24 protein-coding genes and 1 pseudogene are annotated in these 25,213 nt (G+C 61.5%); 13 read left to right on the forward strand and 12 right to left on the reverse strand.

Going from position 1 to position 25,213, the window contains the following annotated elements:
* Positions 1–694: 694 nt before the first annotated feature.
* Both fliP and AB6N07_RS12790 read right to left on the reverse strand, forming a co-directional pair.
* A complete protein-coding gene (fliP, locus tag AB6N07_RS12785) occupies positions 695–1,513 on the reverse strand; it encodes a flagellar type III secretion system pore protein FliP (protein WP_370673476.1) in 819 nt (272 codons plus the stop codon).
* 131 nt (positions 1,514–1,644) lie between these two features.
* Positions 1,645–2,853, reverse strand: coding sequence for a hypothetical protein (locus tag AB6N07_RS12790; RefSeq protein WP_370673477.1), 1,209 nt, complete (start codon positions 2,851–2,853; stop codon positions 1,645–1,647).
* Positions 2,854–3,298: 445 nt separating this feature from the next.
* Here AB6N07_RS12790 and flgB point away from each other — a divergent pair, with 445 nt between their 5' ends.
* The 7 genes from flgB to cckA all read left to right on the forward strand — a co-directional run bounded on the left by flgB (position 3,299) and on the right by cckA (position 9,365).
* Complete coding sequence (flgB, locus tag AB6N07_RS12795; protein WP_370673478.1) at positions 3,299–3,709, forward strand: flagellar basal body rod protein FlgB; 411 nt, start codon at positions 3,299–3,301, stop codon at positions 3,707–3,709.
* Between the two features lie 9 nt (positions 3,710–3,718).
* Positions 3,719–4,129, forward strand: coding sequence for a flagellar basal body rod protein FlgC (flgC, locus tag AB6N07_RS12800; RefSeq protein WP_370673479.1), 411 nt, complete (start codon positions 3,719–3,721; stop codon positions 4,127–4,129).
* Positions 4,130–4,155: 26 nt separating this feature from the next.
* Positions 4,156–4,497, forward strand: a complete 342-nt coding sequence (locus AB6N07_RS12805; protein WP_370673480.1) for a flagellar hook-basal body complex protein FliE — start codon at positions 4,156–4,158, stop codon at positions 4,495–4,497.
* Positions 4,498–4,524: 27 nt separating this feature from the next.
* Positions 4,525–4,788, forward strand: coding sequence for a flagellar biosynthesis protein FliQ (gene fliQ / locus AB6N07_RS12810; protein WP_370673481.1), 264 nt, complete (start codon positions 4,525–4,527; stop codon positions 4,786–4,788).
* On the forward strand, positions 4,785–5,549 hold the full coding sequence (gene fliR / locus AB6N07_RS12815; protein WP_370673482.1) for a flagellar biosynthetic protein FliR: 765 nt from the start codon (positions 4,785–4,787) through the stop codon (positions 5,547–5,549). Before fliQ ends, fliR begins: the two co-directional genes overlap by 4 nt.
* Positions 5,550–5,556: 7 nt before the next feature.
* Positions 5,557–6,633 carry a flagellar biosynthesis protein FlhB gene (gene flhB / locus AB6N07_RS12820; RefSeq protein WP_370673483.1) on the forward strand — a complete coding sequence of 359 codons (1,077 nt, stop codon included), beginning with the start codon at positions 5,557–5,559 and terminating at the stop codon, positions 6,631–6,633.
* Positions 6,634–6,821: 188 nt separating this feature from the next.
* Positions 6,822–9,365 carry a cell cycle histidine kinase CckA gene (gene cckA, locus AB6N07_RS12825; RefSeq protein WP_370673484.1) on the forward strand — a complete coding sequence of 848 codons (2,544 nt, stop codon included), beginning with the start codon at positions 6,822–6,824 and terminating at the stop codon, positions 9,363–9,365.
* Between the two features lie 73 nt (positions 9,366–9,438).
* Here the strand turns inward: cckA and AB6N07_RS12830 are convergent, their stop codons facing one another.
* Positions 9,439–10,353: a pseudouridine-5'-phosphate glycosidase gene (locus tag AB6N07_RS12830; protein WP_370673485.1), complete on the reverse strand. Its 915-nt coding sequence runs from the start codon at positions 10,351–10,353 to the stop codon at positions 9,439–9,441.
* Positions 10,354–10,543: 190 nt separating this feature from the next.
* Entirely contained in the window at positions 10,544–11,437 is an 894-nt protein-coding gene (locus AB6N07_RS12835) for a PfkB family carbohydrate kinase (RefSeq protein WP_370678232.1), read from the reverse strand.
* Between the two features lie 215 nt (positions 11,438–11,652).
* Here AB6N07_RS12835 and recA point away from each other — a divergent pair, with 215 nt between their 5' ends.
* From recA to alaS, 3 genes are all read left to right on the forward strand, one after another.
* Positions 11,653–12,738, forward strand: a complete 1,086-nt coding sequence (gene recA, locus AB6N07_RS12840; protein ID WP_370673486.1) for a recombinase RecA — start codon at positions 11,653–11,655, stop codon at positions 12,736–12,738.
* An 80-nt stretch (positions 12,739–12,818) separates the two neighbouring features.
* The gene (locus tag AB6N07_RS12845; protein WP_370673487.1) at positions 12,819–13,214 is read left to right on the forward strand and encodes a RidA family protein; all 396 of its coding nucleotides are present in this window, start codon (positions 12,819–12,821) and stop codon (positions 13,212–13,214) included.
* A 352-nt stretch (positions 13,215–13,566) separates the two neighbouring features.
* A complete protein-coding gene (gene alaS, locus AB6N07_RS12850) occupies positions 13,567–16,221 on the forward strand; it encodes an alanine--tRNA ligase (RefSeq protein WP_370673488.1) in 2,655 nt (884 codons plus the stop codon).
* 76 nt (positions 16,222–16,297) lie between these two features.
* On the opposite strand, the gene AB6N07_RS12855 is transcribed toward alaS, so the two are convergent.
* Complete coding sequence (locus AB6N07_RS12855; protein WP_370673489.1) at positions 16,298–16,912, reverse strand: PadR family transcriptional regulator; 615 nt, start codon at positions 16,910–16,912, stop codon at positions 16,298–16,300.
* Positions 16,913–17,219: 307 nt separating this feature from the next.
* On the opposite strand from AB6N07_RS12855, the gene AB6N07_RS12860 reads away from it, so the two are divergent.
* From AB6N07_RS12860 to AB6N07_RS12870, 3 genes are all read left to right on the forward strand, one after another.
* The gene (locus AB6N07_RS12860; protein WP_370673490.1) at positions 17,220–17,705 is read left to right on the forward strand and encodes a GNAT family acetyltransferase; all 486 of its coding nucleotides are present in this window, start codon (positions 17,220–17,222) and stop codon (positions 17,703–17,705) included.
* 293 nt (positions 17,706–17,998) lie between these two features.
* Positions 17,999–18,259, forward strand: a complete 261-nt coding sequence (locus tag AB6N07_RS12865; protein WP_370673491.1) for a hypothetical protein — start codon at positions 17,999–18,001, stop codon at positions 18,257–18,259.
* Positions 18,260–18,374: 115 nt separating this feature from the next.
* Entirely contained in the window at positions 18,375–18,743 is a 369-nt protein-coding gene (locus AB6N07_RS12870) for a VOC family protein (RefSeq protein WP_370673492.1), read from the forward strand.
* Between the two features lie 55 nt (positions 18,744–18,798).
* On the opposite strand, the gene AB6N07_RS12875 is transcribed toward AB6N07_RS12870, so the two are convergent.
* From AB6N07_RS12875 to AB6N07_RS12905, 7 genes and pseudogenes are all read right to left on the reverse strand, one after another.
* The gene (locus tag AB6N07_RS12875) at positions 18,799–18,975 is read right to left on the reverse strand and encodes a YegP family protein (RefSeq protein WP_370673493.1); all 177 of its coding nucleotides are present in this window, start codon (positions 18,973–18,975) and stop codon (positions 18,799–18,801) included.
* 157 nt (positions 18,976–19,132) lie between these two features.
* Positions 19,133–20,752 carry a diguanylate cyclase gene (locus AB6N07_RS12880; protein ID WP_370673494.1) on the reverse strand — a complete coding sequence of 540 codons (1,620 nt, stop codon included), beginning with the start codon at positions 20,750–20,752 and terminating at the stop codon, positions 19,133–19,135.
* A 480-nt stretch (positions 20,753–21,232) separates the two neighbouring features.
* Positions 21,233–21,388 (reverse strand): annotated as a pseudogene (locus AB6N07_RS12885) (NADP-dependent isocitrate dehydrogenase); the annotation flags it as partial.
* A gap of 143 nt (positions 21,389–21,531) precedes the next feature.
* Positions 21,532–22,164: a hypothetical protein gene (locus AB6N07_RS12890; protein WP_370673495.1), complete on the reverse strand. Its 633-nt coding sequence runs from the start codon at positions 22,162–22,164 to the stop codon at positions 21,532–21,534.
* Positions 22,165–22,488: 324 nt separating this feature from the next.
* Positions 22,489–23,706: an NADP-dependent isocitrate dehydrogenase gene (locus AB6N07_RS12895; protein WP_370673496.1), complete on the reverse strand. Its 1,218-nt coding sequence runs from the start codon at positions 23,704–23,706 to the stop codon at positions 22,489–22,491.
* Positions 23,707–23,864: 158 nt separating this feature from the next.
* Positions 23,865–24,614: a type I methionyl aminopeptidase gene (map, locus tag AB6N07_RS12900; protein ID WP_370673497.1), complete on the reverse strand. Its 750-nt coding sequence runs from the start codon at positions 24,612–24,614 to the stop codon at positions 23,865–23,867.
* A gap of 29 nt (positions 24,615–24,643) precedes the next feature.
* Positions 24,644–25,195: an NADPH-dependent FMN reductase gene (locus tag AB6N07_RS12905; RefSeq protein ID WP_370673498.1), complete on the reverse strand. Its 552-nt coding sequence runs from the start codon at positions 25,193–25,195 to the stop codon at positions 24,644–24,646.
* Between the last annotated feature and the right edge of the window lie 18 nt (positions 25,196–25,213).

Raw genomic sequence — 25,213 nt, forward strand, 5'->3', positions numbered from 1 at the left:
TCAACCACCCGGCAGGCCTCGCTGCCGGTGGCGATCGAACGGCAGCGGCGCACCGTCGAGGCCAAAGCCATGGCCGAGTCTGGCAATCCGGACGGCGCGCTCGAGGTGTTGCAGCCGCTCGACGGTGTCGAGATTGCGCGTCTGAAGGCAGATATTCTCTGGTCGGCGGATCGTTATGCCGACGCGGGTACGGCCTACGAGCGGATGCTAGGCCCCCGCTGGACCGACGCGATGCCGCTGAGCGACAGCGAGCAGTTAGCCATACTGAAGGCGGGGATCTCCTACACGCTGGCCGGCGACCGCATGAGCGTCGACCGGCTGCGCTCCAAATATACCGAGAAGATGGCGCCGACCGCCAATGGCTCGGCCTTCGACGCGGTGACCGGCCCGATCGTGGCAAGTGGCAGCGACTTCCAAGGCATCGTCAAGTCGATCGCCGATGCCGATACCATGAAGAGCTTCCTGGCCGATTACCGCAAGCGCTACCTCAACGTCGAAACCGGCGGCGACAAGCCGAACATGGTCCTTCCCGCCGACGGCGCCGCCGCGCCAAAGCCCACGGCCTCCAACGCACCGCCAGATGCCGGCGGTACGACCAACACCGGCTGAGGGCGGTTGGGGCCCGTTTGAGGGCCCGTCGGCCAATGGCCAAGCGGTTCGTCGCTTTGATGGGCAGGTCCGCGCGCGCTCCGCCTCAGGTGGCGTAGCTTCGTACCAAGCTGCCAGCGAGCAACGCCCAGCCGTCGACCAGCACGAAGAAGATCAGTTTGAACGGCAACGATACCACCTGCGGCGGCAGCATCATCATGCCCATGGCCATCAGGATCGACGACACCACCATGTCGATGATCAGGAAGGGCAGGTAGATCAGGAAGCCGATCTCGAAGGCGCGGCGCAGTTCGGAGATCATGAAGGCCGGAATGATGATGCGAGTCTCGAGATCGGCCTGACTCTCGGGCTGCGGCAGGTTGGCCAGATCGACGAACAGGCGCAGGTCAGTTTCGCGCGCATGCGCCAGCATGAAAGCGCGCATCGGCTGCATGGTGCGAGCAAAGCCCTCGGTTAGCTCGATCTGATTGTTGACCACCGGCTCGATGCCGTTGGTGTAGGCCTCCTGGAAGGTCGGGGCCATGATGAAGGCCGTCAGAAACAGAGCCAGGGAGATCATCACCGCGTTGGGAGGGGCCGACTGCAAGCCAATTGCCGATCGCAACAGCGACAACACGACGACGATGCGTGTGAATGACGTCATCATCACGACAATCGACGGGGCCAGGCTGAGGACGGTGAGCAGCCCGACCAGCTGGACCGCGCGTTCGGTCAGCGTCGATCCCTGACCGAGCGAAATGCTGACATCCTGGGCCTGTGCAAGCCCGGCGGAAAGGCCGAGCCAGAGGACGCCGAGCAGGACAGGGAAGAGGAGGGCGAGGAGCGGCCGCAAGATGGTGCTATGACGGCGTTGCACCGGAGCGGTCGTTGCGTTCTCGTCGGTCCTGAAATCGTCTGTCGCCATCGCGCCCATCCGAGAGGACCGGCGCATAACATACCGGTCGCGGCCGGACGCGAATCATCCGGCTTCTCACGATACTGTCGCCCCGGCCGGAGGGCGGCTCAAGGCGACAGCTATCGAAAGCGGTGAGGCAGTCAGCGTTTTCCCTTGGAATCGCCAGCCAACTCGTCGAGCAGGCGGGCCATCTCGTTTTCCAAGGATGAGAAGTCAGCACTGTTCTGGGCGTCGTTCTCCGTCGCCTCGGCAGGCTTGGCGGACGCACGAGGGGTAGCCACCGGCTCCGGCGCAGCCACCGGCTCGGCCGGTGGCTCAACCGCGCGAGGTGGCTCCACGGCGACGGGCGGACGTACCGGTGAGCGCTGCTGAGCGGCCGGTGTGGCCGACTCTCGAGACATGGTCGGCTCCCGCTGAACGGTCGGACGGGGCGGCTGAGCGGGGCGGGGCCGAAGCCAGGCGGAAGCGGCGGACTGGCTCGCTTTCGGCGGCTCTGGCTTGGGGGCAGGCTCTGCGACGACGGCGGGCGGCTGGGCCGCCTCAATCTTCATTTCCTCGATCTCGCTCTTCAGCGCTTCGTCGAGCTGCCGGGCCAGGTCGTCAAATCCGGGGCCATCGTTGAGGGCGGACACGGATTCGCTAGCCGGACCCGCGCGCTGGGCTTCGACGGCTTTATGCTCGGCTTGCTGTGCCTCGTGCGACGGCCTTTCGCTGACCGCCTTGTCGGGCACGATCGGCGAAATGGGAGCCACCGTCGGCTCTACGCGGTGCGCTTCCGGCGGTATGTAAGGTGATGTCGCCGCGGTACGAGCCACGTCGGGCGCCCGGGGCGGAACGCGATTGAGGCGGGCCTGGATTGAGGTCGCCTTAGGGTGCTCGCTGGCAACATGCGAGGGGAAAGTCGGACGGGCCGGCTCGACCGCCAACGCTTGCCGCGGCGCCGGCATGACGCGGGGGGCGACAACAGGAGGCTCTACGGTCGGCGCGGCGGATGACGTCCCGACGGCGGGCGTCTCCACGGCGGGATGCTCGGCGTCGTCAGTCGCAGTTTGCGAGGCGGGTGCTGGACGGGTCGCACGTCCAAGGCTGCCGACGGGTACGCCGCGAATAATGGTCGGCTCGACGACGAGGTCGTTTCCGCCGCCCACCAGAATCAGATGCTCGACACCATCGCGCCGCACGAGCAGGAGTCGCCGGCGCTGGTCCAGGGCGATCTGCTCGACGATCGTCAACCGGTTGTGGCGGCTCCGGCCGATCGATAGCTGGCCGCCGGTCGCATAGTTCCGAAGAACCCAGCGGAGCAGCAGCAGCAGTCCGATCACTACGGCGAGGGCTACGGCGTAACGCACAGCGGTTGCTCCCGTGGCGCCAAACCAAGTTACCAGCAATTCCTGCATCTCACTTTATCCACTCAAGACCCGTTTCGTTGAAGGGGCCAGTTCGTCAAGTCGATAGCCGGTTTATCTCGAAATGGGAAATTATTCGGAAACGTCTTCCGGCGCTGCTTTTAGCGTTTCGCTTAACCCTGTTACTCTTCATCGTTCGGTTGTTGCAGAGCGCAACCCTAAGCCCATTAGGCACTTTTCCCCAGCTATCAGCCAAATTGGGCGTTTTTCAAGTCTCTCCTCCTCACGAACAATAGATTGTTAACCATTCATTAACCACGAGGTCGGCAAATATTGCCTATGGTTTTCACGTTGCGAATCCTTGTGCTGGGTCGCGACATTTCGGGCGCCGCTCCCCATGCGGTGTGTCAGGCAGCCGGGTCGGCCGCCATTTCCGGTGAGTTCTTCGATGTCGATCACCGATCTGCCGGTTTTGCAGGCTCTCAAGGGAAAGCTTCGGTTCCACGAGGCCCGGCAAAAAGTGCTCGCCGAAAACGTCGCCAATGCCGAAACGCCTGGCTACACCGCGCGTGACATCAAGGCACCCGACTTCTTTCGCGTGGCGGTCGAAGGCGAGTCGGATTCCGGTGTCGCGACCGTACTGACCAACCCGATGCATATCGCAGGGCCAATGATCAGCAACGTTACACCGGTCCGGACAGAGAAGGTCGGTGGCTATGACGTAACGCCCGATGGCAACGCAGTGTCTCTCGAAGACCAGATGATGAAGGTCACCAGCAACCAGATGGACTTTCAGACGGTGACTTCGCTCTATCAGCGCAGCCTCGGTCTTTTGAAAACCGCTGTCGGCAAGAAGTGAGGTGAGGCCATGGATTTTCTCAAGACACTGATGATCTCCTCCGCCGGCCTCAAGGTGCAGACCGGCCGAATGCGGATTATTGCCGAGAATGTGGCCAATGCCGATTCGATCGCCTCGACCCCGGGCGGCGATCCCTACCGCCGCCAGATTCCGACGGTGACCTCCAAGTTCGACAAGGAACTTGGGGCGGAAATGGTGAAGCTCGGCAAGGTGGTGCCCGACCGTACAGACTTCGAAGTCAAATACGAGCCGAACAGCCCAGCCGCCGACGCCAACGGCAACGTCAAATATCCGAACGTGTCGCCGCTCATCGAAATGGTCGACATGCAGAGCGCTCAACGCACTTACGAGGCCAATCTCAACGTGGTCTCGTCGACGCGCAACATGCTCCAGAAGACCATCGACATCCTGCGCAGCTGAGCGCCCTCAAGAGGAGATTCGTCATCATGGCGCTCACCACCACCGCGCTCAACGCCAGCAATGTGTATGGCTCCATGTCGAGACTGGCGAATCGCGGCCAGTCGGGGCAGGCTAGCACTGGTGCGGCCGATCTGACCGCCGGGGTGAAATCGCCGGACTTCGGCGCCATGGTGCGCGACCAGGTCCAGCAGGTGGTCGACCAGGGTAACGTCTCGGAAGCCAAGCAGGCGAGCTACATGTCCGGCAAGGGCAACATTATTGATGTCGTCACGGCCGTATCCGAAGCCGAGGTGGCGCTCGATACCATGGTGTCGGTGCGTGACAAGGTGATCTCGGCCTATGAGGAAATCATGCGCATGGCGATCTGACGCCAGCGCCGACTTGGAGCGGACGGAATGGGTGGCGCTGAGGTTCTCGACCTGGCCCGGACCGCTATCTGGGTGACCATCAAGGTGGCGGCGCCGGTGATGCTGACCGGTCTCGCTGTTGGCTTCATCGTGTCCTTGTTCCAGGCGCTTACCCAGATTCAGGAACAGACGCTGGCTTTCATTCCAAAGATCCTGTCGATTTTCGTTGTACTGCTGCTGACGCTGCCGTTCATGGCGGACTCGCTCAACAGCTTCATGGTGACGATTACCGAAATGATCGTCCGGGGATGACCATTCACATCCTCCCCGATGTGACGGTGTTGTTTTTGCTGCTGTTCGCTCGTATCGGCGCGTTGTGCATGCTGATGCCCGGCATCGGCGAGCAGACGATCTCGACAAGCGTCCGGCTGACCTTTGCCTTGCTGCTCACCGCCGTCTTCTACCCCGTTCTGTCGAGCCGGCTTCCCTCGGGGCTCGCCAACGACATGAGCCGCCTGATCTTCGCGCTCGTCGCCGAGGTGATCATCGGTGTGGCCATCGGCCTCACCGCGCGTTTGTTGATGAGCGTGATACAGACCGCCGGCACGGCCATCGCGTCCGACATCGGCCTTGGCTTTGCCCAGAGCGTCGACCCCACCATGGGCCAGCAAGGGGCGATCATCTCGTCCTTCCTATCGGTGACCGGCGTGACGGTCATTTTTGTGACCGACCTGCACCATGTGGCGCTGGCCGGTATCGCCGGCAGCTACACCATGTTTCCGCCCGGCGAGATGATACCGGTCGGCGACTTCAAGGACGCCGCCATTCTGACCATTGCCGAGTCGTTCAAGACGGCGCTGCAGATCGCCGCGCCCTTCATGGTGTTCGCGCTTGTCTATAATCTCGGACTCGGCGTCTTGCAGAAGCTTATGCCGCAATTCCAGGTCTATTTCCTGGCGATGCCTCTCACCATCTTGATCGGTCTCGCCATCCTGGCTTCGCTGATCGTCACCATCATCGGCCTCTACCGGTCCTTCGTCGAGACCGGTCTGATGCGCCTCATTCCAAGCTGAGGCAGCCATGGCCGGTCCGGACGACGACAGCGACAAAACAGAAGAACCAACACAACGAAAACTCGAGCAGGCGCACGAGCAGGGCGACGTCATCAAGAGCATGGAGGTGAGCACCTTCTTCGGGCTCGTCGGCGTGACCGCCGTGATCGGGCTTACCGGTTCGGGAGTGATCGGCGTGCTCCTGTCGCCTTTGCGTGGCCTTATCGAGCATGCCGCCGAGATCGCCGTCGATGGCGGCGGTCTCCGCCGTCTCTATATCGCTCTGGTGAGCGGTTTTCTGCTCTCACTGGCTTTTCCGCTGGTGCTGATGGCCCTGGGCGGCATCATTGGCAGCCTTGCCCAGCATCGCATGGTGTTTTCCTGGAAGTCGCTGGAACCCCGCTTCGACAAGGTATCGCCGCTTGCCGGGCTCAAGCGCATGTTTTCGCCGGAAAGCTTTGCCAACTTCATCAAGGGCCTGTTGAAGATCGCCGCGCTCGGCACGGTTATGGTCTCCGTGTTATGGCCGGAACGCGACCGACTTGACGCACTGGTGACTATCGACATCGCGCGTACGATCCTGGTGGCAAAATCGCTAGCGCTTCGTATGCTCGGCTTCACGCTGGCGCTGCTGTTTCTGATCGCTGCCATCGACTATTTCTGGGCGCGCTTCCGCTACATGAAGCGCCAGCGCATGTCACTGCAGGAAGTCAAAGACGAGCACAAGCAGACCGAGGGCGATCCGCATATCAAGGGTCGTATCCGCCAGTTGCGCATGCAGCGGGCCAAGCAGCGCATGATGCAGAAGGTACCGTCCGCTACGGTGGTCGTCACCAACCCGACCCACTACGCGGTGGCGCTGAAGTATGATCATACGACGCCGGCACCGGTTTGCGTTGCCAAGGGGGCCGACGAGGTGGCGCTCCGCATTCGCGAATTGGCGAAGGCGTCCGACGTGCCGATCGTTGAAAATCCGCCGCTGGCCCGCGCGCTCTATGCCAGTGTCGATCTCGATGAAACCATTCCGGAGCAGCACTACAAAGCCGTGGCGCAAGTGGTGGGCTACGTTCTGAATCTCAAGAAGAAGTCGAACTGGCGGTCCTGACAGAGGGTGATCGCGACGCGGACGGGCAGCAAAAGCTGGTATCATCCGCATCTATTCGCAAAAAGGCGCAAGTCAGCGTTTGCCTCGTCACGGGCGATTGCTAAAGATCATGGTTCGAAGAGGCGATTCCCGGCCGGTGCGTGGATCCATCCAGTACGGCGTCGGCGGGCGGGCAGGGCAAGAGTAGCATGAACGAAACCGAGTCATCGGTACCTTCCGTCGAAACGCCGATCGTCGACCGTTCCGAGCGCGGCGGCAACGTCGGCTTGGTGATTGCGCTGGCGTTGGCACTGGTGGCCGCCGCCGCGGTATTTGCCGTGCTCGACCGAGCCGCCGCCGAACCCTATGTGCTCGGCCTGCTCGGTCTTCTGGCGGTGATCGGCGTGTTCTCGCTGTTTGCCATCGCCATCGGCCTCGTCCGTCTTTCTTCGCGCAACGACGGTCAGGTGCAGCTCGCCAAGCGGTTCCTCGACACCATGACCGACGGTGTCTGCGTTACCGACGGCGACGGCCGCATCGTCTATGCCAACGCGACCTATGGCCGGCTGATCCGCGCCGAGGCGGCGGTCGACGTCCGCACCGTTGAACGGGTGTTTTCCGGCGATCCCGATACGGCCGATGTGATTTTCCGCCTGGCCCAGGCCTCGCGGGAGGGCCGGCGGGCGATGGAAGAGGTGCGCGTCGCCCATCCGCTTGGCCGGATCGACGGCCCGGCCCGCTGGTATCGTATTCGCGTGCGGCCGCTCAACGGTCTTTCCCAGCCACTCAATGTCTGGCAGGTGGCTGATATTACCCGCGACCGGGACGAGCAGGAAAACAGCTTCCAGGCGCTGCAGCGGGCAGTGAATTTCCTCGATCACGCGCCGGCCGGCTTCCTTTCGGCCAATGCACTTGGCCGCGTCGTCTACATGAACGCCACGCTGACCGACTGGCTCGGCTACGATCTCGCCGAGTTCGAGGCGGGCGCCATGCAGCTCAAGGAAATCGTGGTTGGCGACGGGGTGGCGCTGCTCGATGGCATCCGGGGCACCTCGGGCGAGGTGAAGACCGGCATCGTCGACCTGGACATGATGAAGCGTAACGGCCAGATCCTGCCGGTTCGCATCATCCATCGCGTGCCGGTGGGCAGCGACGGCGCGGTCGGCGACAGCCGCACGCTGGTGCTGAACCGGTCGCCGGGCGAAGACATCTCGGAATCTTTGCGCGCCGCGGAAGTGCGTTTTACCCGCTTCTTCAACAATACGCCGGCCGCCATCGCCTCCATCGACAAGGAAGGTCGCATTGGCCGCAACAATGCGCCATTCATGCGCCTGTTTGGCTCCTCGATAAAGCCGGACGCCTCGGCGCCGCGCGGCCGTCTCGCCGACGTGGTCGCCGAGCGTGACCGCAAGGCGATTTCCGAGGCCATCGTGTCGGCGGTGAACGGGCAGGGCAACATCTCCGGCATCGACGTTTCGCTGCCCGGCGAGGGCGACCGTTCGGCCCGCTTTTATGTGTCCACCGTCGAGGAGGGGGCCGGCGACGGCGAGGTGGCGATCGTCTACGCCCTCGAGACCACCGAGCAACGGGTGCTGGAAGCGCAATTTGCCCAAGGGCAGAAGATGCAGGCGGTCGGTCAGCTGGCCGGCGGCGTGGCGCACGACTTCAACAACGTGCTCACCGCCATCATCGGCTTCTCCGATCTCCTGCTCAACAACCACCGACCGACCGACCCGTCCTTCCAGGACATCATGAACATCAAGCAGAATGCCAACCGCGCCGCCGGTCTCGTCCGGCAGCTCCTGGCCTTCTCGCGCCGCCAGACGCTCAGGCCGCAGGTGCTGGTGCTCTCCGATGTGTTGGCTGAACTTTCCAATCTGCTGAGCCGGCTGCTCGGCGAGAAAGTGCAGCTCAAGGTCAACAACGGCCGCGACGTCTGGCCGGTGATGGCCGACCTCAACCAGTTCGAGCAGGTGGTCATCAATCTCGCCGTCAACGCCCGCGACGCTATGACCAAGGCCGGCAAGCTGGAGATCCGCACCTCGAACGCCACGGCCGCCGATTGTACCAGGTCTTATACTTTCAAGGGTATGCCGGCGGCCGAGTATGTCCACATCGAGGTGGAGGATAACGGCTCGGGAATGACGCCGGAGATCATGGAAAAGATCTTCGACCCGTTCTTCTCGACCAAGGAAGTGGGCAAAGGCACGGGCCTCGGTCTTTCAACCGTCTACGGCATCATCAAGCAGACCGGCGGCTATATTTATCCGGTGTCGGAGGTGGGCGTCGGTACCACGTTCCATATCTTCCTGCCGCGCCACGAGGCGCCGGCCGAGACGGCGCCCAAGAAGAACGTCGAGGCCACGCCGATGGCCGATCTCACCGGCACCGCTTCGATTCTGCTGGTCGAGGACGAGGAAGCGGTGCGCGCCTTCGCTGCTCGCGCCTTGATTTCGCGCGGCTATACCGTCCATGAGGCATCGACCGGCACCGAAGCGCTGGAGGTGATGGCTGAGGTGGATGGCAAGGTCGATCTGGTGGTATCCGACGTGGTGATGCCGGAGATGGACGGGCCGACGCTGCTCAGGGAACTGCGCAAGACGCGACCGGACCTCAAGATCATCTTCGTGTCGGGCTATGCCGAGGATGCCTTCAAGAAGAACCTGCCGGAGAACGAGCAGTTCAACTTTCTGGCCAAGCCGTTCTCGCTGAAGCAACTGGCGACGACGGTGAAGGAAACGCTGGCTGAATAATTCCGGACTGAGTTTCGGCAACGAGGCTGATTTCTTCGGGGCTGGGCGGACCAGCCCCGAAGCGTATTTGAGATCAGGCCTTCAGCGCCTTGGCGATGTCGGCGGCGAGGCGGGCGTTGTTCATGACCAGCGCGATGTTGGTCTTGAGCGACGAGCCGGCGGTGCGCTCGAACATGTCGGCAAGCAGATAGGGTGTCACCTCCTTGGCGGAGATGCCGGCTTGCTTGGCCGAGGCCAGTGATGCCGTAATGAAACCCTGCATGCGAACGGCCGGGATCTCGTCGGTCTCAGGCACGGGATTGGCGATCAGCATGCCGCCATCGATGCCGATCGTTTCGCGAGCCTTCTGGAAGGCGGCGATTTCGGCTGCCGAGTCGAGCCGGAGGGGGGCCTTCAGGCCGGAACCGCGCGACCAGAAGGCGGGGAACTCGTCGGTGCGGTAGCCGACCACCGGCACGCCCTTGGTCTCCAGCACTTCCAGCGTCTTGGGCAGGTCGAGGATGGCCTTGGCACCAGCGGCGACGACGATGACCGACGTGCGGCCAAGTTCCTCGAGGTCGGCGGAGATGTCGAAGCTCTCCTCGGCGCCCTGATGTACACCGCCGATGCCGCCGGTTGCGAACACGTCGATGCCGGCTAGGCAGGCGCAGATCATGGTCGCAGCGACGGTGGTCGATCCCGGCCGGCCGGTGGCCAGCGCAAAGGCAAGGTCGGCCCGCGACAGCTTCATGACGCCGGTCATGGTGCCGAGGCGATCGAGCGTGTCGGCATCGAGACCTATGCGAATCTTGCCGTCCAGCACGGCGATGGTGGCTGGCACGGCGCCACGGCCGCGGATCTCGGCTTCGACGGCGCGCGCCGTCTCGACGTTGTCCGGGTAGGGCATGCCATGGGTGACGATGGTGGATTCAAGCGCGACAACCGGCTTGCCGGCGGCGATCGCAGCTTCAACTTCAGGCGAATAGACGAGTGGCAGGGATGCCATCATGCCTCCGAATGTGGCCGCGCGACAGGGCCACGGAGCGGGCACGCAGCGTCGGCGGCGAGTGATGGATCTCCGAACTTTGCTCTATACGACGAGACGACGGGTTTGCGAAAGAGGGAAGACGCACCTTCGCAAAAAGTTGACAATTGCCGTGTCTTTTCAATGACGCATCATTCCGATGGCGGATGGCGCTCTAAGTTTCGGCCTTGTCTCCGGCTATCAGGGCCGCCGCTACCACGCCGGTTGGCAGTTCGCGCAGCGCACCCGCGGTGGCGAGCGCGGCGCGGGCCGCCGCCATGCCCACCTCAACGGCGGCAACGAGCGAGGCGCCTGCCGACAATGCCAACAGGATACCGGCGGTCTGCGCATCGCCGACCCCAGTGACGTCGACCACTTGGGTCGGCTGGGGCTTCAGTTCGCAGACGTGGCCGTTATCAAGGACGGCTAGCGGCTTCGAACCGCCGGTGATCACCGCCCGTCGGGCGCCGGCCTTTGCCAGCCATTCCGCCGCCTCGACCGGTCGGCCGATCGGCTGGCCGACCAACAGCTCCGCCGACGGGAGGTTGCAGATGAACAGCGCGCCAGAGCCGACAAGGGGGCGCAGGCGCGGCGCTTTGGCGCGCGAAATGGCATCCAGCACCAGCCTGTCGCCATGGGTGTCGGCGAGCCGGCGAAGTTCGGCCGGCGCGAGATTGGCATCGGCGAAGACCAACCGGTGCTTGCCGACGTCGAGCGCGGCTACCGGTAGCACGAAGTCGTCATAGAGGCCGAGGTCGGAGATGGCCGAGACGAGTTCGCCGGCCTCGTCGTGAATGGCAAGGTAGGTGCCGGTCCGGCCGTTGGCGTCCACCACCATTGCCGATGTATCGATGCCGGCCGTGGCAAGTTCGGCCATGAGGTCTCGGCCGGCCGCGTCTTCGCCGACCACCGAGACGAAGCGGCAAGGCGCTCCGGCTCGCCCGAGCAGCACGACGACATTGCGCGCCACGCCACCGGGGCGATACGTCACAATCCCCGGACATGAGGTCGCTGGCTCATAAGCATTGCCGGCCCGGCCAAGCACATCCTGATGACAGCCGCCGACCACCAAAAGTGGCAGAAAGCCCTTGTTTCGATTCCCCGCGTCCAGAGCTTTTCTCCCGGCTTTCCGACGTTTTAACCCTGCCGGAACACGTCGGGAACGAAACCAGACTTGCTTTTTCCTGTCAAGGACATATATGCCGCTTGCTCACGGGAACAAATCGTGTACATTTACGGTGAGTTTGAAATCCGGGAACGGCCGTGAAATAAGGAGCGAACCCAGTGTCGCAGAATTCACTTCGCCTCGTGGAAGGAACCTCCATGGACAAGACCAAGGCGCTTGACGCCGCCCTGTCGCAGATCGAACGGGCCTTCGGTAAGGGCTCCATCATGCGCCTCGGCAAGGGGCAGGTGGTGGAAATCGAGACGATACCGACCGGCTCGCTCGGACTCGACATCGCGCTTGGCATCGGCGGCTTGCCGAAGGGGCGCGTCGTCGAGATCTATGGCCCGGAGTCGTCGGGCAAGACGACGCTGGCATTGCATACAGTGGCCGAAGCGCAGAAGCGTGGTGGCGTTTGCGCCTTCATCGACGCCGAGCACGCGCTCGACCCGGTGTATGCCCGCAAGCTCGGCGTCAACCTCGACGAGCTCCTGATCTCGCAGCCGGATACCGGCGAGCAGGCGCTTGAGATCACCGATACGTTGGTGCGCTCCGGTGCCATCGACGTGCTGGTGATCGACTCCGTGGCAGCGCTGACGCCGCGTGCCGAACTCGAAGGCGAAATGGGTGATCAGCTGCCGGGCCTGCAGGCTCGACTGATGAGCCAGGCGCTCCGGAAGCTCACCGCGTCGGTCTCAAAATCCAAGACCATGGTGATCTTCATCAACCAGATCCGCATGAAGATCGGCGTGATGTTTGGTAGCCCGGAGACGACGACCGGCGGCAATGCCTTGAAGTTCTATGCCTCGATTCGTCTCGACATTCGCCGCATCGGCGCGCTCAAGAATCGTGAGGAGATCGTCGGCAATCAGACCCGCGTCAAAGTGGTCAAGAACAAGCTGGCGCCGCCGTTCCGCGAAGTGGAATTCGATATTCTCTACGGCGAGGGCGTGTCCAAGGTGGGCGAGTTGATCGATCTTGGCGTCAAGGCTGGAATCGTCGAGAAGTCAGGCGCCTGGTTCTCCTACAACAGCCAGCGTCTCGGCCAGGGTCGCGAAAATTCCAAGCAGTTCCTGCGCGACAACGAGGCGCTCGCCAATGAGATCGAGGCGGCTATCCGGCAGAACGCCGGCGTCATCGCCGACTCCATCCTGAAGGGCGACCCCGAGGATGACGCTGACGGAACGCCGCCCGAGGCTGAGTGAGGGCTGGGTCCAAGGCCTCTCGTCCCGTTTGGGTGAGAGGCGGTGGTCGGCTGGTACGCGGTCGACCGAGGGAGAGATAGATGCAGTTTCGCAATCCGGCCGGCGTGCATGCGCCGGTCGCTGCTTATAGCCATCAGATCGAGGTGCCTGCCGGAGCCCGTTGGCTCGTGTTGTCCGGGCAGATCGGCTTGCGGCCTGACGGTAGCTTGCCGACCGACCCGGTGGAGCAGATCGAGGTGGCGCTCGACAATGTCCGCCGCAATCTCGATGCAGCCGGCATGTCCGTTGGCGATATCGTCAAACTGACGACATATCTGGTTGGCGATGTTGATCCCGACCGCCGCCGGCAGGTGTTTGGGGCATTCTTCGGTGATCATCGGCCTTGCACGACGCTTCTTTACGTGTCGGCACTGGGCCTGCCCACGCTCAAGGTTGAGATCGACGCCTGGGCTGCGCGCGAGGCGCCGAAGGGCTAATGCGGCCTTTATGGCAAAGGCGGGCCTATCGCGCCGAAATACCGCCATCGCGAGTCGGCCTCCGCCGCTGGACAGGCGCATGGCCGGCGGCTAAATAACGCTTTGCCTTGCATGGAACCGATCGTGTCGGAACCGGTCTGGCCTGCGCGTCCTTCCCTCCGGGGGGCTGCCTTCCGAGGCGCCATCCGGATTGTCGAGACGAACCTCGCCGGCCGGTGCCGTTTCCTCGATCGCTCGACGCAAGGTTCTGGGTTGCGGGAGCGTGCGAGCGGCTCGCGGGAAATGGGGTTCGGGCGGACCGGCCGCGCGGTGATGCGAGCGGTGCCGTCTCAGCGTAGGCAGGCGAATCGTCATGAGTGGTGTGAACGAGATCAGAAAGACCTTCGTCGACTATTTTGGCAAGAACGGTCACGAGGTGGTGTCGTCGAGTCCGCTGGTACCGCGCAACGATCCAACGCTGATGTTCACCAATGCCGGCATGGTGCAGTTCAAGAACGTCTTCACCGGCCTCGAGAAGCGTTCTTATAGCCGCGCCACCACTTCCCAGAAGTGCGTCCGCGCCGGTGGCAAGCACAACGACCTCGACAATGTCGGCTACACTGCCCGCCACCACACCTTCTTCGAGATGCTGGGCAACTTCTCCTTCGGCGACTATTTCAAGGACCGGGCGATCGAACTGGCCTGGAACCTGATCACCAAGGAATTTGCGCTGCCGAAGGACCGTTTGCTCGTCACCGTCTATTCCGAGGACGAGGAGGCCGCGACCTATTGGAAGAAGATCGCCGGCCTTTCCGATGACCGCATCATCCGGATCTCCACCTCGGACAATTTCTGGGCGATGGGCGATACCGGCCCTTGCGGTCCCTGCTCGGAGATCTTCTTTGATCACGGCGATCACGTCTGGGGTGGCCCCCCGGGTTCGCCCGACGAAGATGGCGATCGTTTCATCGAGATCTGGAATCTCGTGTTCATGCAATATGAGCAGCTGTCGAAGACTGAGCGCGTCAATTTGCCGCGCCCGTCGATCGATACCGGCATGGGGCTCGAGCGCGTCGCCGCCGTGCTGCAGGGCGTCCACAACAACTATGACATCGACCTGTTCCAGGCGCTGATCCGCGCCTCGGTCGAGGCGACCGGCGTTGCCGCCGAGGGCGACCAGCTCGCATCGCATCGCGTCATCGCCGACCATTTGCGTGCGTCGAGCTTCCTGGTGGCCGATGGCGTTCTGCCGTCCAATGAAGGGCGCGGCTATGTGCTCCGCCGCATCATGCGCCGGGCCATGCGCCATGCTCACCTGCTTGGATCCGAAGAGCCGCTGCTGTATCGGCTGGTTCCCGTGCTGGTGCGCGAAATGGGCCAGGCCTATCCGGAACTGGTGCGCGCCGAAGCGCTGATTACCGAGACGCTGAACCTCGAGGAGAGGCGTTTCCGCCGCACATTGGCGCGGGGCCTCGGCCTGCTCGACGATGCGACCAGCGGGTTTGATAAGGGCGCCAGCCTTGATGGCGAGACCGCTTTCAAGCTTTACGATACCTATGGCTTCCCTCTGGACCTAACGCAGGATGCGCTGAAGGCGCGCGGCATTGCCGTTGATACCGACGGCTTTGCCGCTGCCATGGAGCGCCAGAAAGCCGAAGCGCGCGCCAACTGGGCGGGCTCGGGCGAAGCGGCCACGGAAGTGGTGTGGTTTGGTCTTCGTGAGAAGGTTGGCGCCACCGAGTTCCTCGGCTACGACACCGAGAAGGCCGAGGGCGTCGTCGTGGCGCTTGTCAAGGATGGCAAGGAAGTCTCGGAGCTGAAGGTTGGCGATACGGGGTCGCTGATCGTCAACCAGACGCCGTTTTATGGCGAATCGGGTGGCCAGGTCGGCGATGCCGGCATCATCTCCGGTGCTGGCTTCCGCCTTACGGTAACCGATGTGGCCAAGAAGGCCGACGGTCTGTTCATCCATCAGGTGACGGTCGAAGACGGCACTGTGAAGGTTGGCGAGCCGGTCGAGCTGGTGGTCGATCATGCCCGTCGGGCACGGATCCGCGCTAACCATTCGGCAACCCACCTCTTGCACGCGGCGTTGCGCTCGGTGCTCGGCAAGCACGCTGCGCAGAAGGGCTCGCTGGTAACGCCCGACCGCCTGCGCTTCGACTTCTCGCACCCCAAGCCGATGGACGAGAAGGAACTTGCCGAGGTCAGCCGCCTCGCCAATGCTATCGTGCTGCAGGATGGCCAGGTGGCGACCCGCCTGATGGGTCAGGAAGAGGCGATTGCCGAAGGCGCCATGGCGCTGTTCGGCGAGAAATACGGAGACGAGGTGCGCGTGGTCACCATGGGCGCGGCGCTTGAGGGTGAAGCGGCCGGCAAGACCTATTCGACCGAACTCTGCGGCGGCACTCACGTGTCGCGGACGGGTGAAATCGGCTTGGTGCACGTCGTTTCGGAAACCGCTGTGGCGGCGGGTGTGCGCCGCATCGAGGCGCTGACCGGTGATGGTGCCCGCGCCTATTTCGAAGAGCAGGAAAAGACGATCCGCAACGTCGCTCGCGAGCTGAAGGTACCGGTTGGCGATGTCGTCGATCGCGTGGCGGCGTTGGTCGAGGAACGGCGCAAGCTGGAGCGCGAACTTGCCGACGTCAGGCGCAAGCTCGCCATGGGCGGCGGCGCGGCGACCGACGACGTAGCGGAGATCGCAGGCGTCAAGTTCTTGGGACGGGTGGCCGAGGGTGTCAGTCCCAAGGACCTGAAGAGCCTCGTCGATGAGGGCAAGGCCAAGCTCGGATCGGGCGTGGTGGCGCTGGTCGGCGTCGCCGAGGATGGCAAGGCAGGCGTGGTGGTCGGCGTCACGCCGGATCTTACGGCGCGCTTCTCGGCCGTCGATCTGGTGCGTGTGGCCTCTGAGGCTTTGGGTGGCAAGGGTGGTGGTGGCCGCCCGGACATGGCGCAGGCTGGTGGTCCGGATGGCGCCAAGGCGGCGGAGGCACTCGACGCTGTCCGCAAGGCGCTGGGTGGTTAATCCGTCCGCGTAGCACGAACAAATTCGCTCGTCCGAGCGTTGGCTCGGGCGGGCGTTTGCTTTTGGGACGGCGCCTTCAGATCTGTTCGATCTTGCGGGCGGTATCGTCGAGCAACTCCGCCAGCGCGTCGATCTGGCTGGCCGTCAGCGTGGCGCTTTGCGTCTTCAGGCGAAGAGCAAGGCGCATGTTTTCGACGGCGCGGATAAGGCGGGGGTCGCGCTCCGGCCGGCGGTCCGAGCCTGCTTCGGCGAAGCGAGCGAGGACGGCGTCGATAGCGGCGCGGTTTTCCTCCACGGTGGCGCGGCCGGCCTCAGTGGCGGCGTAGAGCTTTTTGTTGCCCTCCGAACTCACGACCTCGATCAGGCCCGTCTCTTCAAGCAGAGTCAGCGTCGGATAGATGACTCCGGCGCTCGGCGCATAGGCGCCGCCGGTGCGCTCCTCGATCTCCTTGATGATCTCATAGCCGTGGCGGGGCTGTTCGGCGATCAGCGCCAGTACGACAAGGCGCAGTACGCCATTGTCGAAGAAGCGGCCGCGACCGAACGGGCCGCCACGCTGACCGGGGCCATGGCGTTCGGGGCGCTCGCCCCGCTCACCCCAAAGCGGGCGGCCGAATGGACCGCGGCCGCCGGCAGCCCGGGGGTCGTCATGATCATGGAAATCGTGGGGAAAGTGGAACTTATGGTGCATGAATAACTCCTGTTTCGTTTTGATGTAATTAGATATATCGAAAATGAATCTAATTTCAAGTGGCCAGTGCCGATCGCGTCTAAGGCGCGCGCGGAATTTTGGTCTCTCCGAGTATCTAATCTGGACTAATTGACTGTAATAAAATGATATTTTGTCATATTCACGAATCCGTGTCCTGCGACGCTTGGTATGAACAAAGTTGTTTGCCTGGAATGGCCATAGGGATCGGCTATATCTAAACCGAGTTTTTGGATGGCAAGCCGCTGGCTATGCGGCTGCGCCTGCCTGGTGAAAGGGGGATCTGGAAGTGACCTTCGACGCAGACATCGTTATCGGCGAGATGACCGGCGAGGAGCGCGAGATGGTGATCGCGCTCTGGTCGCGGTGTGGTTTGACGCGACCTTGGAACGACCCCGAGGCCGATGTGACGCTCGTTGAGACAACGGAGACCGCCACCATTCTTGTGGCGCGGGCAGGGGGACGCATCGTCGGAGCCGCGATGACGGGGCATGACGGCCATCGGGGCGCTCTTTATTATCTTGGGGTCGATCCCGATCAGCGTCGAGGCGGTGTCGGCCGTGCGTTGGTGCGGGCGGCCGAGGACTGGTGTCGGTCGCGGGGGGCTCCGAAGGTCAATCTTCTGGTTCGCAGCGAGAATCAGGCTGTTCTCGCCTTTTATGCGGCGCTTGGCTATTTGCCGACCAACAGCATCTCACTTTATCGCACGCTCGATTCGGAACGCGCCGAGTGGGAGCGGGCGCAGAAGGAGGCCTGGGCGGCGGCGCATGATTGATTGCTGACGATCACTTGCCTAATTGTCCGGAGGCGTAGCGACTAAAGTCTAACTGGGGCGATGTTCTTGCCGAAACGCGGAACAAAGCGGGCTATTTAACGCTAGGATAGAAACTCTGGCGAACATTTCTACGAAAGTTGTGCACGCTTCACGTGATACTACGACTAAGTAGAAATAGACTGCGTCGTAAATTTTAAACATGATAGCTTCGTGATAGAATTTAACCGCAGCCTGAATGGTTCGCTCTGATCCCGCGGCGGGGGATGGCGATCTCAAGTATCGGAGGCCGATACATGCTTGCGCTCGAGGTGGTACTGGTGCTGGTTGTGGCCGGCCTGGTGGTTGGTACGCAATTTCGGGTGTTTGCCATGGCGCCGCTGGCGCTTGCGGCCTGTGTGTGTGCTTTTTTGGAAGCCATGACCATTGGTGCGTCCGGACCGCGCATTGCCTTGCATATTGCCGAGGCGGCGATTTTCTTTGAGATCGCTTATGCTCTGGGGGCTATGCTGGTCTATGTGAGGCTGCCGTTTCTTCCGGTACGGCCCCGCGCCTGAGCAGCGTCGCTTGAGTACCATCTCATTGTGAGCTGGTTTTTTGGTGAAGATGCTGACAAAATTTGGCAGCAGCGCGTCGTAAGCATGCTCATCGCAAAGATGCGAGGAGATGCTGATGTTTACGCCTACCTACTACCTGCTGCATGTCGCCGATCCCGCCAAGAGCGCCGGCTTCTACACCGAGCTGTTTGGCCGGCCTCCGGTCGAGACTTCCCCCACGTTCGCGCTGTTCGTTCTGGGTGGGGGCATCAAGGTCGGCCTATGGTCCAAAGCCACCGTCGAGCCAGCCACCGGAGGGGCGCCGGGCGCGCTTGAGATCGGCATCGCTCTCGCGGCGCCCGCCGATGTCGATGCCTTCCATGAGAACTGGGTTGCGCGCGGTCTGCCGGTATTCCAATCGCCCACCGACATGGATTTTGGTCGTAGCTCCATGGTGACCGATCCGGATGGGCATCGCATCCGCGTCTTCGCCACAACTGGCTGACCGGGATCTGAATGCCCGCCGGTTGCGCTCCGGCGGGCTCATCATGTTACGGGGATCAGCTGTTATCCTCGGTGGGCGCCGTCGGGCCATTTTTCTTGATCGACTCGATGGCATTGATCGCCGAGGCCTTGGTTTTGTAGCCCTCAGTCCAGAAGATGGTTTCGCCGTTATATTTGAAATAGGCGACGTATTCGTCGGCCTTATTCTTCTTGATCTCGAACTTGTGCGCCATGTTTTCCCCTCCGTTTGGCCCTTTGTCCGCAAAAATGGCGGCTGGGGCTTGGAAATATAGGGCGGAGCTGCCGGATACACGCGACGTCGTCGGAGGTATCAGAGCCATTTCCGCCCGTCGTAAAGGTATTGACGGATGGGCAGGCTGTCATTGGTCTTCAAGTATAAGGTAGTCGCTGATCCTCATTGAATAAGTCTGGTAGTTCGGGCTCTGGCCGTTCGCGGGGAGGGGCGTCCTGTGCGGCATGCTTTGAGAGAAGCCGTCGGTCGCTTCCGGCGATGTGATGGGCGCACATCTCGAAAGCGATGAATTGCACGAGCGCCTCCAGCGGTAGCGCATCGCTTTGAAAGCGTTCGGTGAGGAAGGATAGACGGGCGATCAGCTCCAGGTGTTCGGAACGATGCTTTTGAAGACCGGCCGGGCTGATCTCCGCGATGGCGATCTCTTCCCGAACGAAATGGTGGCGCATGTGGAAGGCGATTTCGTTGAGGTCCTGGGTGATCGTTACCTTGTCGCCCGTCGTCTTGACAGTGCGCAGCAGCCGGTTAGAGCGCTCGACGAGTTCGATATGATCGGCGTCGAGTTCCGGTATCGCCGTTTCGAACAGGGGAGACCATTGGATGACAGATGTCCCATCCTCCCACTTGATCGGGATGTCATGACACACTTGGTTCTTGCCCGCTGCCTTGGCGCGATAAAGCGCCGCGTCTGCGCGGTCAAACCAGCTTTTCCAGCTGTCATGGCTGAGACAGAGCGACACGCCGATGCTGACGGTGATCCGCAGCGGGCTGCCGGTGTTCGTCGTGCTCGTCGCATCGCACAGCCGTTCGGCAAGAAGCTGCGCCTCCCGCACGCCGGTGCCCGGCAAGATGATGGCGAACTCCTCTCCGCCCCAGCGGCCCAGGATATCGGTGTCCCTCAGGATCTTGCGCCAGGACTTAGTGACGGCCTGCAAGACTACGTCGCCCGCCGCGTGGCCGAGGGAGTCGTTGAAGCTCTTGAAGTCGTCAAGGTCGAGGATCAGCAGCGAAGCCAACGTGCCGTGGCGAACGAGCCGGTGGATTTCGCCGTCTCCAACCTGTTCCAGTTTCCGCCGATTCCAAACGCCGGTGAGCTTGTCGTGGAGGATCATCTGCTGATTGAGGTGCTCGGTGCGCTCCTTGTTCATCAGCAGGAAGCCGACCGTGATCAGCGTCACGCCGATGAGGGTGGCTATAAAGAGAAGGGCTTGCGCCAATTCGCTCAGCGTAACCGCGCCAAAGGCCTGGAGCGATAGAAGCGCTGTGACTTCGCGATAGAGCATCATTGTCATGCTGAGCAAAATCGCGGCCATGAACAAATACTGGCCCTTGCCCGATGTTGTCCTCCGTCTCATCCAGAGATGCTGCAAGACGACGGCTTCGGCGAGAACGTAGATCAGGCTGTTGCAGATGATCCTGATCGGCCGCTGGTCGAGAAGCAGGAAGGTCACCAGGGCGATCGAGCCGACGAACAGCAGATGCTGCTTCCAGCGCCTTGCCCTGCCGAAAAAGATCTCGAGGGATTGGATGACGAAAGAAAAGAACAGGGCCACAGAGAGCTCGGCAAACCAGACGGACCAGGGGCCAAGTTTTGGCGACAGGACATATAAGGCATAGGCCACGCTGTGGGCGATCAGACCGTAGGAAAACTCTTGAAGCCCCCACTTCAGCTCTGTCGTCTGGGTAACAAGAATCGCCCCGCCAAGAGTTAGGCTGAGAACCGATATCAAGACGAACACGGTGGGAATATCAATCATATCGTCCAGGAGCGCTGGAGTGGTCGACGAGCGGTAGCGCTCGTGTAATGCCGCTGGACCGAGTCAAGCCGACGTAGCCCATGGAAACTTGAGCCTAGCCGTTGATAGAACATTACAAAGGTGAACAAAGCCCTATTTGCGACTGACGCTACGCGTTATTGTCTATCGAGCTGATCATTTCTGTTACCTTTATCGGGTGCTTCGTTATTGGCTGCCAACGGTCTTTTTTGACTACCAACCCAAACAACGATCTCTTTTGGTCTTCTGAAATTGTGAAACAAACATGAGGTATCCGATATCGAGGGCATGTTGAAATGCCAGCGCATCGGTCTCCATTTCGCGGCGCTCAAGAGTGTTCTTTCGGCCGCGCTAGATTACCCACTGAATAAAGCTGAGTCCGCTTTGCAGTTTTGCCGATGCAATAAAGGCGGCGGACCGTTGCCGATCCGCCGCCCTATTGTTTCGTCCTTGACCGGCTGATTACCACTTGGCCATTTCAGCTTCGAGGTTGGACGCAACCTTCTCGAGGAAGCCGGTCGTGGAGAGCCACTTCTGATCCGGCCCGATCAGCAGGGCGAGGTCCTTGGTCATGAAGCCGCTTTCCACGGTGTCGACGCAGACCTTCTCCAACGTGGCGAGGCCGCAGCAGGATGGTGGTTGACCCCGGACGGGCACCGCCTCCGCATCTTCGCCGTTACGGCCTGACGATCGGTTCGGGCGCTCGTCGGTTTCGGTCCGGCGGGCTGCCGATTTGCCGGAAGTCAGCCGTATCATTCACTTCATTCGAAGTAGTTGCTTGCGTAGTTGCTTATTTCTATAAATAGTCTAGCATTTTTGGCAACCCCAATGTATCTTGAATGATAACCATTGAATATTGGTTCGAACGGCTGGTCATCACTAACCACCTTATCAATAGATGACTTATTATTTATTTTCGAGATTTCTAATATTAGACGTAATGTACCATATTTCCAGGCATAAATGACATCATAGTTCTCTGTATATTCCTTCTTACAGCCTCTATTTACGCACTCAGAATTGTGCGCCGTACAGATAGACATTTGAGTATTATTGATTGGAATATCTAAATTCTTCCTGGTAATAAATTTTATGAACTCGTTACTAATACGGCAAGAACTCCCCCTACACGAAACTAGTTCAGATTCAAAGCCCAGGCGCCTCTCAAGAGAACTCTCGACAAGCCTGACGATGTCTTCGTTTTCTGGGCGTATATAATAATTTCTCGGGTATCTGGCGATCACAACATCAATCGCATCATTCGGAGGCGGCGTGCATGACCAACTGTCGGCGAACGAAAAATCAGCCCACAAAAAAGAGCAGACGAAAATAAAGGCCATTATAAGCTTGGGGGATTTGGCTTTTTGCCGAAATTTATTGCGAACGTAGCTCATAAGCCCCTCCAATGAACTGTGCGTCCGAAGCTCTCTTGAGCCTGTCCGTCGCCTTGAGATTCGATCCAGTCGTGACATGCCCAAAAGTGGGGCTGGCGCTTATTGTGCATGTCAAAAGTTGTCGAGTACAACTAGAAACATATCTACGTGACACGAAAATCATCCCCTGGTCGCATTGTGTCGCACTAGCGCACAATCTGGCCCTCCGAACTTCGAGCCCCATAGGCTTCTGTGGGCCCTGCTGGGCTATGGCTCGTCTATCAATCAAAAGGCGGCGAACCGTTGCTGATCCGCCGCCTTATAATTTCATCGATGATTACAGGCTTACCACTTGGCCATTTCGGCTTCGAGGTTGGACGCAACCTTCTCGAGGAAGCCGGTGGTGGAGAGCCACTTCTGGTCCGGCCCGATCAACAGGGCGAGGTCCTTGGTCATGAAACCGCTTTCCACGGTGTCGACGCAGACCTTCTCCAGCGTGGCGGCGAACTTGGCCAGGTCGGCGTTGTCGTCGAGCTTGGCGCGGTGGGCGAGGCCACGCGTCCAGGCGAAGATGGAGGCGATGGAGTTGGTCGAGGTCTCCTTGCCCTTCTGATGCTCGCGATAGTGACGGGTGACGGTGCCGTGGGCGGCTTCGGCCTCCACTGTCTTGCCGTCCGGCGTCAGCAGCACGGAGGTCATCAGACCAAGCGAGCCGAAGCCCTGGGCCACGGTGTCGGACTGCACGTCGCCATCGTAGTTCTTGCAGGCCCAGATATAGCCGCCCGACCACTTCAGCGCCGAGGCGACCATGTCGTCGATCAGGCGATGCTCGTAGGTGATGCCGAGCTTTTCGAATTCGGCCTTGAACTCGGCCTCGTACACCTCCTGGAAAATATCCTTGAAGCGACCGTCATAGGCCTTGAGGATGGTGTTCTTGGTCGAAAGATAGACTGGCCATTTGCGCATGATGCCGTAGTTGAGGGAGGCGCGGGCAAACTCGCGGATCGATTCATCGAGGTTGTACATGGCGAGCGCCACGCCGGCGCCGGGGGCCTTGTACACTTCCTTCTCGATCACCGCGCCGTCTTCGCCGACGAACTTGATGGTGAGCGTGCCTTTGCCCGGGAACTTGAAGTCGGTGGCCTTGTACTGGTCGCCGAAGGCATGACGGCCGACGACGATCGGCTGCGTCCAGCCGGGTACGAGGCGCGGCACGTTCTTGCAGATGATCGGTTCGCGGAAGATAACGCCGCCGAGGATGTTGCGGATGGTGCCGTTGGGCGACTTCCACATTTCCTTGAGGTTGAATTCCTTCACGCGCGCTTCGTCGGGCGTGATGGTGGCGCACTTGATGCCGACGCCGTGCTTCTTGATGGCGTTGGCGGCGTCGACCGTCACCTTATCGGCCGTGGCGTCGCGGTTCTCGACCGAAAGGTCATAATAATCAATGTCGATATCTAGATAGGGCAGGATCAGCTTGTCCTTGATCAACTGCCAGATGATCCGGGTCATCTCGTCGCCGTCGAGATCGACGACCGGGTTCGCAACCTTGATTTTCGCCATAGTGGGGTGACCTTCCGAACGTGTGGCCGGGCTTTGAGGCCGGTTCGTGCGCCTGCCGGTACGCAAACGCACGGATGTTTCGCCTGTAGCATGGCGTTGCCGCCGAGGCCAGTGCAACCGCTTGGCTTTTGGGCGTACGCTAACGTAAACGGAAGGTGTCAGGAAGGGAGCGTGACGACGAGCGGCCCGTTTCGCGTTGCGACGATGGTATGCTCGAACTGCACGGTCGGTGCGCGCGGCTCTGAGTACAGCGTCCAATCGTCGTCGCCATCCTCGGCCCATTCGGCGCCGAGCGACAGAAAGGGCTCGACGGTGAAGACGAGACCGTCGGTGATGACGCGCCGCTCGTGCGGGTTGGGCCATGTGGCGATGTCCGACGGCTCTTCATGCAGCGAGCGGCCAACGCCATGGCTGCCGAGATTGCGCACCAACGTGTAGCCGTTCTTGCGGGCAAACGCGCCGACAGCACGGCCGACACCTGCAAGTGGCCGTCCGGGTGCGACGGCGCCGATGCCGGCCCACATGGCCCGCCGGCCGTCGCGGCACAGCCGGTCGAGCTTGGCGGGAACAGGCGAGACGGCAAAGGAAGCGCCGCTGTCGGCGAAGAAACCGTCCTTGGAGGCGGAAACGTCGAGATTGATGAGGTCTCCGACTTTCAGCACCCGGTCGCCGGGGATGCCGTGGGCGATCTCCTCGCTGACCGAGATGCAGGCGATGCCGGGGAAGCCGTAGGTCGCCTTCGGCGCGGGTATGGCGCCGGCCTCGTCGAGGACGCGGCCGGCGATTTCGTCGAGTTCGGCTGTGGTGATGCCGGGTCGGACGGCGGTGGCCATGGCGGCGATGGCATCGGCCACGGCGCGGCCGATTGCCTTGAGCCCGTCGAGCTCGTCTTCGCTGGTGATGGTCATGTCGTCTCCTTACGGCGCTCAGCGCGGTGTTATTTGTTTCTGCCGATCCAGGTAGCGAAGGCGGTGAGGAAGCCGCCCAGGAAGGACTTGGTGTCCTCGCTCACGAACTTGCCATCCTTATCTAGGAGATCTCCCACCTTGGAAATATAGGCTTCAGGCTGCTGCATGACTGGCATGTCGAGGAAGACAAGCGGCTGGCGCAGGTGATGGTTGGCGCCAAAGGCGCCCAGATTGCCCGGCGAAACGCTGACGATGGCGGTGGGTTTGCCCTTCCAGGCGCTCTTGCCATAGGGGCGGGAGCCGATGTCGATGGCGTTCTTCAGAAGGCCGGGGATCGACCGATTGTATTCGGGCGTCACGAACAGCACGGCGTCCGCGCTGACGACTTCGCTCCGGAACTTCGCCCAGGTAGCCGGCGGCGAGCCCTCATCGAGATCCGGGTTGTAGAGCGGCAGTTCGCCGATCTCCACGATGCGGAGTTTCAGCTTATCGGTGGCAAGCGTTGCGAGGTTGTCGGCCACCGCCCGGGAGAAGGATCCCTTGCGCAGACTGCCAACGAGAACCGCGACATCATAGGCCATGCTTTTCTCCTCTGCCGA

Origin of the sequence: Pleomorphomonas sp. PLEO, from assembly GCF_041320595.1 — a bacterium.
In the GTDB taxonomy this organism is placed as follows: domain Bacteria; phylum Pseudomonadota; class Alphaproteobacteria; order Rhizobiales; family Pleomorphomonadaceae; genus Pleomorphomonas.

What these genes read in the sequence shown, in the direction of transcription:
- AB6N07_RS12830 (WP_370673485.1), bottom strand. Translation starts at nt 10,353, where the DNA reads ATGATGGCATCCCTGCCACTCGTCTATTCGCCTGAAGTTGAAGCTGCG.
- flgC (WP_370673479.1), top strand. Translation starts at nt 3,719, where the DNA reads ATGGATTTTCTCAAGACACTGATGATCTCCTCCGCCGGCCTCAAGGTG.
- AB6N07_RS12870 (WP_370673492.1), top strand. Translation starts at nt 18,375, where the DNA reads ATGTTTACGCCTACCTACTACCTGCTGCATGTCGCCGATCCCGCCAAG.
- fliR (WP_370673482.1), top strand. Translation starts at nt 4,785, where the DNA reads ATGACCATTCACATCCTCCCCGATGTGACGGTGTTGTTTTTGCTGCTG.
- map (WP_370673497.1), bottom strand. Translation starts at nt 24,614, where the DNA reads ATGACCATCACCAGCGAAGACGAGCTCGACGGGCTCAAGGCAATCGGC.
- AB6N07_RS12895 (WP_370673496.1), bottom strand. Translation starts at nt 23,706, where the DNA reads ATGGCGAAAATCAAGGTTGCGAACCCGGTCGTCGATCTCGACGGCGAC.
- fliP (WP_370673476.1), bottom strand. Translation starts at nt 1,513, where the DNA reads ATGGCGACAGACGATTTCAGGACCGACGAGAACGCAACGACCGCTCCG.
- AB6N07_RS12855 (WP_370673489.1), bottom strand. Translation starts at nt 16,912, where the DNA reads ATGCACCATAAGTTCCACTTTCCCCACGATTTCCATGATCATGACGAC.
- AB6N07_RS12880 (WP_370673494.1), bottom strand. Translation starts at nt 20,752, where the DNA reads ATGATTGATATTCCCACCGTGTTCGTCTTGATATCGGTTCTCAGCCTA.
- AB6N07_RS12805 (WP_370673480.1), top strand. Translation starts at nt 4,156, where the DNA reads ATGGCGCTCACCACCACCGCGCTCAACGCCAGCAATGTGTATGGCTCC.
- fliQ (WP_370673481.1), top strand. Translation starts at nt 4,525, where the DNA reads ATGGGTGGCGCTGAGGTTCTCGACCTGGCCCGGACCGCTATCTGGGTG.
- AB6N07_RS12865 (WP_370673491.1), top strand. Translation starts at nt 17,999, where the DNA reads ATGCTTGCGCTCGAGGTGGTACTGGTGCTGGTTGTGGCCGGCCTGGTG.
- AB6N07_RS12845 (WP_370673487.1), top strand. Translation starts at nt 12,819, where the DNA reads ATGCAGTTTCGCAATCCGGCCGGCGTGCATGCGCCGGTCGCTGCTTAT.
- AB6N07_RS12875 (WP_370673493.1), bottom strand. Translation starts at nt 18,975, where the DNA reads ATGGCGCACAAGTTCGAGATCAAGAAGAATAAGGCCGACGAATACGTC.
- flhB (WP_370673483.1), top strand. Translation starts at nt 5,557, where the DNA reads ATGGCCGGTCCGGACGACGACAGCGACAAAACAGAAGAACCAACACAA.
- alaS (WP_370673488.1), top strand. Translation starts at nt 13,567, where the DNA reads ATGAGTGGTGTGAACGAGATCAGAAAGACCTTCGTCGACTATTTTGGC.
- AB6N07_RS12905 (WP_370673498.1), bottom strand. Translation starts at nt 25,195, where the DNA reads ATGGCCTATGATGTCGCGGTTCTCGTTGGCAGTCTGCGCAAGGGATCC.
- cckA (WP_370673484.1), top strand. Translation starts at nt 6,822, where the DNA reads ATGAACGAAACCGAGTCATCGGTACCTTCCGTCGAAACGCCGATCGTC.
- AB6N07_RS12890 (WP_370673495.1), bottom strand. Translation starts at nt 22,164, where the DNA reads ATGAGCTACGTTCGCAATAAATTTCGGCAAAAAGCCAAATCCCCCAAG.
- flgB (WP_370673478.1), top strand. Translation starts at nt 3,299, where the DNA reads ATGTCGATCACCGATCTGCCGGTTTTGCAGGCTCTCAAGGGAAAGCTT.